At 62.5% G+C, this 8,770-nt stretch carries 8 protein-coding genes; 1 reads left to right on the top strand and 7 read right to left on the bottom strand.

The window, feature by feature from the left end:
- Positions 1–48: 48 nt before the first annotated feature.
- The 7 genes from ACE04F_RS09395 to ACE04F_RS09365 form a co-directional block, all read right to left on the bottom strand.
- Positions 49–765 (bottom strand): anti-sigma factor, encoded by a 717-nt coding sequence (locus ACE04F_RS09395; protein ID WP_486106131.1) that lies wholly within the window; start codon positions 763–765, stop codon positions 49–51.
- Positions 762–1,283, bottom strand: a complete 522-nt coding sequence (locus ACE04F_RS09390) for a sigma-70 family RNA polymerase sigma factor (protein ID WP_486106129.1) — start codon at positions 1,281–1,283, stop codon at positions 762–764. Before ACE04F_RS09390 ends, ACE04F_RS09395 begins: the two co-directional genes overlap by 4 nt.
- Positions 1,284–1,422: 139 nt before the next feature.
- The gene (locus ACE04F_RS09385) at positions 1,423–1,953 is read right to left on the bottom strand and encodes a DUF3455 domain-containing protein (protein ID WP_486106127.1); all 531 of its coding nucleotides are present in this window, start codon (positions 1,951–1,953) and stop codon (positions 1,423–1,425) included.
- Positions 1,954–2,051: 98 nt separating this feature from the next.
- Positions 2,052–3,818 (bottom strand): ABC transporter ATP-binding protein, encoded by a 1,767-nt coding sequence (locus ACE04F_RS09380; protein ID WP_486106125.1) that lies wholly within the window; start codon positions 3,816–3,818, stop codon positions 2,052–2,054.
- Positions 3,815–4,921 carry a glycoside hydrolase family 1 protein gene (locus ACE04F_RS09375; RefSeq protein WP_486106161.1) on the bottom strand — a complete coding sequence of 369 codons (1,107 nt, stop codon included), beginning with the start codon at positions 4,919–4,921 and terminating at the stop codon, positions 3,815–3,817. Before ACE04F_RS09375 ends, ACE04F_RS09380 begins: the two co-directional genes overlap by 4 nt.
- A 64-nt stretch (positions 4,922–4,985) precedes the next feature.
- A complete protein-coding gene (gene glf / locus ACE04F_RS09370) occupies positions 4,986–6,167 on the bottom strand; it encodes a UDP-galactopyranose mutase (RefSeq protein WP_486106123.1) in 1,182 nt (393 codons plus the stop codon).
- A complete protein-coding gene (locus ACE04F_RS09365; RefSeq protein ID WP_486106121.1) occupies positions 6,155–7,309 on the bottom strand; it encodes a glycosyltransferase family 1 protein in 1,155 nt (384 codons plus the stop codon). Before ACE04F_RS09365 ends, glf begins: the two co-directional genes overlap by 13 nt.
- A gap of 344 nt (positions 7,310–7,653) precedes the next feature.
- Between ACE04F_RS09365 and galE the strand changes: the two genes are divergently transcribed.
- Entirely contained in the window at positions 7,654–8,700 is a 1,047-nt protein-coding gene (gene galE / locus ACE04F_RS09360; RefSeq protein ID WP_486106159.1) for a UDP-glucose 4-epimerase GalE, read from the top strand.
- The last annotated feature ends 70 nt before the right edge of the window (positions 8,701–8,770 follow it).

Here is an 8,770-nt window from a genome sequence, read left to right as displayed (position 1 = left end):
CTGTGGGAGCGAGCCTGCTCGCGAAGGCGGCGGCACATTCAACATCGCTCAGAGCACCTTGACCGCCCGCCCGATAAATTGCACTGGACCAGTGGGCGCGCCGGTTTTCGAGCCGCCGGTATTTTCCAGGGTCAGCTCGAAGAGCTGGTTGGGCTCCAGCGGCGGCAGCCGATCCAACGGTACGGAGAGCGTCTTCCCGGGCTTGACCAACCCCAGCGACACCGGCCCCTGCCAGCCATCGCCCTTGGTCCAGAACTCCAATGCCTTGTCGGCCGGCACTTGCGCTACGCCGAGGGGGATCAGTTGAATCTCGCTCGGGTTGCTCGCCTGTACCACCCAGCCAGGCGCCTGGTTCTGCGGCGCCACCAAGACCACCAGAAAGCTTGGCGATTCGACGGTGGGCTGGGTCCACAACAAGGCGCAAAGCGCCAGCGTCGTTACCAGCCCCGCCCCTGCCAGCCCGCGCCACAGCGCAACAAGGTTCCACCAGGAATCACGCCCCTGCACCGAGGGCGAACGCTTGCGGACCTTGACGCTGCGCTCGATACGCGTCCAGAGCGCCGGCGCGGGTTGGCGTGGTTCGGCCAGCTCGATCAAATCGAACAGACGCGACTCCCAGGCATCGACAGCCTCGCGCAATCTGCGGTCGTTGCCGAGCCGTCGCTGCACCTCGGCACGCTCCGTGGCCGGTAGCGTACCCAGTACATATTCTCCCGCCAGTTCGTCGAGATCAGCCGGGTCTTCGTTCCGTGGGTCGCCGCTCATGACATGCACGCTCGCAATGCTGTCAGGCTGCGTTTGATCCAGGCTTTGACGGTGCCCAGCGGCGCCCCGAGTTTTACGGCGATCTGCGAATGGGAATAGCCGTCCACGTAAGCGTGCAGGATACAGTTGCGCCGCGCCGGCTCCAGTTGCTCAAGGCAGCGGTAGATGCGCCCCGTACGGGCTCCATACTCGAAGGCATCGGTTTCGGCTGTTTCTTGCAGCGACAACGCGTCATGCAGGACCGTTTCATGGTCCTCGCCGACTTGCACCTCGCGCGCACCATCGCGGACAAAATTCAGCGCCAGGTGCCGAGTCACGCTGAATATCCAGCCACGGGCGGAGCCACGCGCAGGATCGAAGCGCGACGCACGGGTCCAGATCCGGATGAACGCGTCATGGACAATATCCTCAGCCAACGCGTCGTCCCCGGCAATGCGCCTGGCCACGCCGAGCAAACGGCTGCTTTCTTGCTCATACAAATCTCTCAATGCCTGCTGCTCGCCTCGGGCGCACGCCATCAGACAAGCTTCATAGTTGAAAACGGGCTCGGGCAGGGACAAGGTTTTGCGCCAATGAAAAGAAATCAAAAACCCCAGCCGAAGGACTGGGGCGCATCGAAACAGCGTAGCCGACTTTAAACCTACGATCGTCCGGACATCACTTGGCGGCCCAAAAAATGTAATCGGCCTGGTATTTGACGATTTCGCGCATGCCTTTGTTGGCTGTGTCGCACGCTTTCGTCGGCGCTACGCCTCCTCGGGTGGCGACACGCTGGATGTAACTGACACCGCTCATCGAACCCTTGCCCTCGGCCGGGTTGGCCTTGACCAGTTGAAACGGGAGGTTGCCCGGGCTGGATGCGGCGACCGCCAGTTGCGTGCCGGTAACCTTGGAACCGTCCTGGGCCTGCCAGGTCGCCGGCGGGCCGAAATAGCTCCCCACTCGGGTGCCACTTCGGTCGTTGAGCACCGCCTTGGGGCCGATGAAGGTCCACTCGGTCTGGCCGGCCGCATTGGCCTTGTCACGGCACTCGTAAGTGATCTCGCCCACCCCGACGGTTTGCATCGTGACCTTGTGGCCCTCCGGCACCTGGATGCTTTCAGGCAGGTCAGCTTGTGCATAGGCCGTCGACAGGCCGGAAATGGCGAAGGTAGTGCCGATGATGCAGAGCAATCGTTGGGTGTTCATCAAGTCTCTCCGGGAAGGTAAACAGCTGACAGCCCAAAGGCTGTCCATGTACTACCCGTGGAAAGACAATCCGGATGCAGCGCGTTGAAAATAAATTGCTAACGCTTGCCCAATTCCAGCCCCTGCGCCTGCCACAACGTCTGGAATGGGCCTTGACGCTGGCGCAGTTCATCGGGTGAGCCGTCTTCGATGATTCTTCCACTCTGCAAGACCAGGATCCGGTCGAACCGCGCGACCGTCGACAACCGATGCGCCACTGCCAGCACGGTGCGACCGCGCATCAGGTCGTCCAGGGCCATTTGCACCTTGGCTTCGGATTCCGAATCCAGTGCCGAAGTGGCTTCGTCGAGGATCAGGATCGGTGCGTTCTTGAGGAACGCCCGTGCCAGCCCGAGGCGCTGGCGCTGGCCGCCCGAGAGCATCACGCCGCGCTCGCCGACCAAAGTGTTGAAGCCCTCCGGCAGGTCGCGGATGAATTCTTCGCAATAGGCATGGCGGGCCGCGTCGATCACCTGTTCCTCGGTGGCATCGGGCTGGCCATAGGCGATGTTTTCGTAGATGGTGCGATTGAACAGCGCCGGCTCCTGAGGCACCACGGCGATCTGGCTGCGCAGGCTGTCCTGGCTGACCGAGCGCACGTCGCGGCCATCGATCAGGATCACCCCGCTGCGCACATCGTCCAGGCGCTGGACCAGGCTGACCAATGTCGACTTGCCCGCGCCCGACGGCCCGACGATGCCGACTTTCTGGCCGGCCGGAATATCCAGGGACAGATGCCTGATCGCGCCGCGCCCGTCGGCATAGCTGTAGCTGACGTCGATAAAACGGATATTGCCGCGCCCGGGTTCCAGTTCCGCCGGGGTATCGCTGAGTGCGTGTGGCTGGACGATGATGCGCAACGTCTCGGCAATCACGCCCATCTGCTGCGAGGTGTCCACCAGGGCCAGCGCCAGGTCGCGGGAACCATGCAGGATGCGAAACGATAACGCGCTGACCATCACCACATCGCCCGGAGTAATCTGCCCGTCCTGCCACAACAATATCGACCAGCCGAGCATACCGCCGGCCATGATCGACAAGCAGATGTCGTGCAGGACCCGGGCTTTTTCCAGGTAGATCCAGCTGCGGCGCTGGGCCTTGGCCTCGACGCCGATTGCCTGTTCGAGCCGGCGCCGTTCGCGGTGCCGGGCGGAGAATGCCTTGATGGTCCAGACGTTGGAAACCTGGTCGACCAACTCGCCACCGACGCGTGCGGCCTGGGAAGCGAAATCGATGTGCCGGCTGCGGCCCCGTAGCCCCATCACGGTGATCAGCGAAGCCACCACGATCACCGCGCCGATCAAGGCGATCCCCATGGAAAGTCGCACAGTGAACAGCACCACCACCGCACCGATGAAGTCGACGCAAGGGGGAATGATTTTCCAGGCCAGGCCACCGTAGATGGAACCCGCTGCCGCGCCCGCCGAGGAGATCCGGTTGGCCAGGGCGCCGGCGAAATGCTCGGAGAAATAGCGCATCGGGTGTCCGGTCAGGTGATTGAACAGGTCGATCCGCAGGTCCGCGCAACTGGCGACCACCGTCCGACACCCCAGGTAGCCGCCGGAACGCCAGAACAGGTTTTCCACCACAATCAGCGCGATGAACACCGTGAACGGCAGCCAAACCTGCCCGCCCGCCTCCCTGCCCTGGGCCATCGCGTCGACCAGCAGCTTCATGCCGAACTGCACCGCCACGGCGCAACTGGCGGCGCCGACAATCAGCACAAACAATGTCGCGAAATGCCACGGCCTGAGGGTGACGTATCGCCACAAAAAGGCGATGGCGGTATTCGGCAACGGCGCGCCATGGGACTGATGGCTATTCATGGCATCTGCACCGTGGCCACGGACGAGGCAAACCGCGCCTGCAGCGCCTGCATCGCCATCGACAACGGATGGAAAGACGCGCGGCTGCCCTCGTTGTCGGCATAGCCAAACACGCCCGTGGGGCAGTAGCGATCATCGTCCCAACCGGGGTAATCGAGAAACGGGTACCAGCACATGCCCGCCATGGGAATACCGCGCTCCATCGCCAGCGCCAACTGCTCACCAACATAGTCCAACCAGGGCACCCGAGCGGTGTCTTCAGCGCCCGTTTCAGAGAGCAGAAGCGGCCTTCGATAACGCTGGTGGACTTCACTGAGCATGCCCACCAATGGCCGATAATCCGCGCTGCCCGGCTCGATCCGATGGCCGTGCAGGAACCACTGGTTATGCGGATAGAAATTGACGCCGAGAATATCCAGGTACTCCTCGCGCCCGCCCAACCCCGGCCAACTTCTGCCGGTGAGCAGGTCCCACGCCTCGAACTGCGATAACCGATAAGCCTCCGCGGCCTCGATATCCTCGGCTCGCCGCGATAAGGACCGCACGTTGATCAGTGGGTCGCATTGGACAAATCGCGCGGCGGGCGTCACCTCGCGAATCGCCTCGATCGCCGCGATACTCGCGCGCACCAACTGGTGCTTGAGCTCCATGCCCCGTTGCCGGGCGGTGGGGTTGAAGTAGCCGACGTCGCCGCCGGCCCAGCTCCAGAAAGAGATCTCGTTGATCGGCGAGTAGAACGCCGTTTCGACGCCCTCCTCGCGCATCAGCCGCGCCACCGCACCGGCAAAGCGAGCAAACCGCTCGACGAAGGCCGGGCGCCAGATGTCCAGGTCGTCGGGGTAGCCGTAATGACACAGGTCCCACACCACTTGCACATCGCAGCGCTGGGCAGCGCGCAGCATCGGCAGGAAACTGCTCCAGTCATAACGACCCGGCTGCTGCTCGATCAGATGCCAACGCAAGCCATCCCTGGCGCAGCGAATGCCCAGTTCGGCGAGCCGGCGGTAATCCTGCTCCGCCCAACGGTCATGGCGAGTCGCGGCGAGCATGTCCAGCCGACGCCCATCGGCACGGCGTTGGGTGGAACATTCGTAGCCGGCCATCACAAAACTGTTGAAGATCCTCTCCTGCACGCTGCTGCCTCCCTGTGTCTGGATGAAGCCGGGATCACCCCGGCTCGACCTCATGCGCCCTGGTCTCTATCCCTTCGCCCTCGGCGATGCGCTGATACAGCGCCAGCGCCTGGCCGACCACCTGATCCATGTTGTAGTACTTGTACGTGCCGAGCCGACCGAGAAAAGTCACCCCGGCTGTTTCGTCGGCCAGGGCCTTGTAGCGCTTGTACAACTCGGCGTTTTCCGGGCGCGGAACCGGGTAGTAAGGGTCGCCATCGGCGCAGGGAAACTCGTAGCTGATGCTGGTGCGCGGATGCTCCTGCCCGGTGAGGTGCTTGTACTCGGTGATTCGCGTATAGGGCACGCGCTCGTCCGGGTAGTTGACCACCGCCACCGGCTGGAACTGCGGCGCGTCCAGCGTTTCATGCTGAAAGCGCAACGAGCGATACGGCAGATGGCCGAAGCAGTAGTCAAAGTACTCATCGATCGGCCCGCAGTAGACCAGTTGCCGATAAGGGATGCGCTGGCGAACCTCCTTGAAATCGGTGGCCAGCAAGATATCGATGTTCGGATGGTCGAGCATGCGCTCGAACATCCGCGTATAGCCGTGCAACGGCATCATCTGGAACTGGTCGGTGAAATACCGATCGTCGGTGTTGGTCCGTGTCGGCACCCGCGAGGTCACCGACTTGTCCAGCTGCGAAGGGTCCAGGCCCCACTGCTTGCGGGTGTAGCCACGAAAGAATTTCTCGTAGAGCTCGCGGCCGATCTGGTTGATGACCACGTCTTCCGAGGTCCGGATCGACTCGACCGGCTCCGCCCGCTGCGCGAGGAAGGCCTCGGCCTGCGCTTCATCCATCGACAAGCCGAACAGCGTGTTGAGCGTCGTCAGGTTGATGGGAATCGGCACCCGGTGCTCGTCGACCTGGGCCAGCACTCGATGCTCGTACGGGCGCCATTCGGTGAACCGCGACAGGTAATCGACAATGCGCTGGGCATTGGTGTGGAAGATGTGCGGCCCGTAGCGATGCACCAACACGCCCGCCTCGTCCAGGTGATCGTATGCATTGCCGCCGATGTGATCACGCCGATCTAGCAGCAGCACGCGCTTGCCCAAACCTTCGGCCAGCCGCTCGGCCAGCACGCTGCCGGCGAAACCGGCGCCAACGATGAGGTAGTCGTACGGCGCGTCGCCCTGGGCGTTATCAAGGGAATCGAGGGTTATCGTTGGCATTCGATCTGCTCCTTCATCTGCGCGCAGGTCTTGTCCCAGGACATGCCATCCAGCGCTTTGTCGGCGTACTGCGCTATGACCCCTGGCTGGGTCCGCAGATCCAGTGCGGCCTGGATCGCGTCGATGAACCCCTGGGGTGAATCGGCGATCGCGACTACGCCACTCTCGCCGTAGCCGTTGACGACATCGCGGATCGGCGTGGACACCACCGGGCATCCGCCCGCCAGGTATTCGGGCGTCTTGGTGGGGCTGATAAAGCGAGTGGATTCGTTCAGGGCGAACGGCATCAACGCCACGTCCCAGCCCGCCAGGTACGCCGGCAACTCTTCATATTGCTTGGCGCCCAGATAGTGAATATTCGCCAGGCGCGGCAACGTCTGCGGATCGATCTTCACCACTGGTCCGATCAGTACGATGTTCCACTCCGGGCGCTGCGTCGCCAGTTCCCGGACCAGCTCGATATCGAAACGCTCATCGATGACGCCGAAGAAACCCAGGCGCGGATGGCCGATCTCGGCCTGGTCCGCCGGGTCGGGAATCGGCTGCCTGGCCGCGGCAAAGTGCGTGATATCAACGCTGCTGGGCATGGCGTGGACGTTATCGTGATGCTCGCGCTTGGCCTCCCAGAGGCTGTATCCACCGGTGAATACTACATCGGCCTTGGCCATCAACCGCCGCTCCATGTCGATCAACGCGGGCGGCGCAAACTTGAAGGCCGAGAGTTCGTCCATGCAATCGAAAATCACCACATTGGCCTCCAGGTGATCGGTGAAGGCCTGGCTCATGGGCGTGAGGTACCAGAGCATCAACTCACTCGGCCAGTGCTCCGCCAGCCAGGCATCAAGCAACTCGCGCTGGGTGTCGATCACCTGGGTTTCGTCCAGCCCCTCGGGGAGCCTGGGCACCAGCACTGTGACGCCGTCGGCTACTGCATAGGTTTCCAGGTGCGCGGCCTGCCGGCCTTCGAATATCGGCTCTTCGAAAAACAGTACGTCGTAGTCCCTGGCCAATCGCGACATCACGTGTTGGGGCCGCTGATAGACAAAGCCCCAGCGCAGGTGTGACAGGCACAACAGCGTAGGTCGCAAGCCCGTGGCGGGCGCGACGCTGTGGTCGGGATGAAGTCGTTCTTGCTGATTCATGTGACGTTCCTTTTCTGAAGATCGATGTCTGAAGATCGATGCTGGGCCTACCGCGATCTGGCGCTACCGCGCCTGGCAAACAAGGCCTGGAAACTCCTCTCACGCCTGGCCTTGTGGACGTTGGAGAAAGCCGGTTCCGATGCCGTTCCAAAACTTCTTCCAGCCAGCCGACAAAGTGCATGTGCCAGTCAGTCAACTGCTCTGAACTCCTGACATCCGCCACCACACTCAACAGAACAGGCTGATGTCTCCAACGCGCACCACTGCCGAAAGAGACCGCCGGACAACGCCGAGTGTCTCGCCCAAGAGACACCCGGACAGGGATAACCGAGGGGGAATGAATGATGATTCTGGTGACAGGTGGTGCGGGTTATATCGGCGCCCATGTGGCGGTCGAGCTGATGAACCGGGGCGACGAGGTGGTGATTCTCGACAACTTGTGCAACAGCTCCCGGGCGACAGTGCAGCGCATTTCGGACGTGACGGGGCGGGAGCCGGTTTTTGTTCATGCCGACGTGAGAAACCGTCGCGCACTGGACAAGGTATTCAAGGAGTACCCCATCGAGGCCGTCGTCCACTGCGCTGGGCTCAAGGCCGTGGGTGAAAGCGTGCGTGAGCCGCTGAGGTATTTCGACACGAATGTCAGCGGCAGCGTCACGCTGTGCCAGGCGATGGCCGAAGCTGGCGTGTTCAACCTGGTGTTCAGTTCATCGGCGACGGTCTACGGCGATTGTGCCCAGATGCCCATCGCCGAAACCTGCCCGACCGGGCAGCCGACCAACCCGTACGGCCAGTCGAAACTGATGGCCGAACACGTCATGCGTAGCACTGCGGCCTCCGACGCCCGCTGGTCGATCGGCTTGCTGCGCTACTTCAATCCCATCGGCGCGCATTGTTCAGGCCTGTTGGGCGAAACGCCGACGCAGACTCCCAATAACCTGTTGCCGTACCTGTTGCAGGTGGCCAACGGCGAGCGTGAGGTGCTGCGGATTTTCGGCTCCGACTACCCGACGCCGGATGGCACCGGGATCAGGGATTATGTACATGTGGTGGATTTGGCCGAAGGGCATTTACGGGCTTTGGCGTTCCTGCGGGAACAAACGGGTGTGCATGTCTGGAACCTGGGCACCGGGCGTGGTTATTCGGTGCTGGAGGTGGTCAGTGCTTTCGAACGGGTGACCGGGGCGACCGTGCCGCTGGCTTTTGAAGCGCGTCGTCCGGGGGACATCGCGCGTTGCTGGGCGGATCCGAGCAAGGCGGCCGAGCAGTTGGGCTGGACAGCTCGTCATGGGCTTGAGCGCATGTTGGAGGATGCCTGGCGCTGGCAGCGCCTGAATTTTCCTCGGGTCGAACCGCGGGAAGTGGTTTTGCGGAGTATCGAGCAGGGATGATCGCTGGCTCGCTCCCACATGATTTTGCGGAGTGTCCGAAATCTGGCGTCCGCCGCAGACCAAAATGTGG

It is taken from the genome of Pseudomonas sp. AGC41, from assembly GCF_057334555.1.
This window is presented reverse-complemented; position numbering and strand designations above follow the sequence as displayed.

Bases quoted from the DNA above. Each gene is read 5' to 3' on its own strand.
- ACE04F_RS09385 (WP_486106127.1), bottom strand. From the start codon at position 1,953: ATGAACACCCAACGATTGCTCTGCATCATCGGCACTACCTTCGCCATT.
- ACE04F_RS09390 (WP_486106129.1), bottom strand. From the start codon at position 1,283: ATGGCGTGCGCCCGAGGCGAGCAGCAGGCATTGAGAGATTTGTATGAG.
- galE (WP_486106159.1), top strand. From the start codon at position 7,654: ATGATTCTGGTGACAGGTGGTGCGGGTTATATCGGCGCCCATGTGGCG.
- ACE04F_RS09365 (WP_486106121.1), bottom strand. From the start codon at position 7,309: ATGAATCAGCAAGAACGACTTCATCCCGACCACAGCGTCGCGCCCGCC.
- glf (WP_486106123.1), bottom strand. From the start codon at position 6,167: ATGCCAACGATAACCCTCGATTCCCTTGATAACGCCCAGGGCGACGCG.
- ACE04F_RS09375 (WP_486106161.1), bottom strand. From the start codon at position 4,921: ATGGCCGGCTACGAATGTTCCACCCAACGCCGTGCCGATGGGCGTCGG.
- ACE04F_RS09395 (WP_486106131.1), bottom strand. From the start codon at position 765: ATGAGCGGCGACCCACGGAACGAAGACCCGGCTGATCTCGACGAACTG.
- ACE04F_RS09380 (WP_486106125.1), bottom strand. From the start codon at position 3,818: ATGAATAGCCATCAGTCCCATGGCGCGCCGTTGCCGAATACCGCCATC.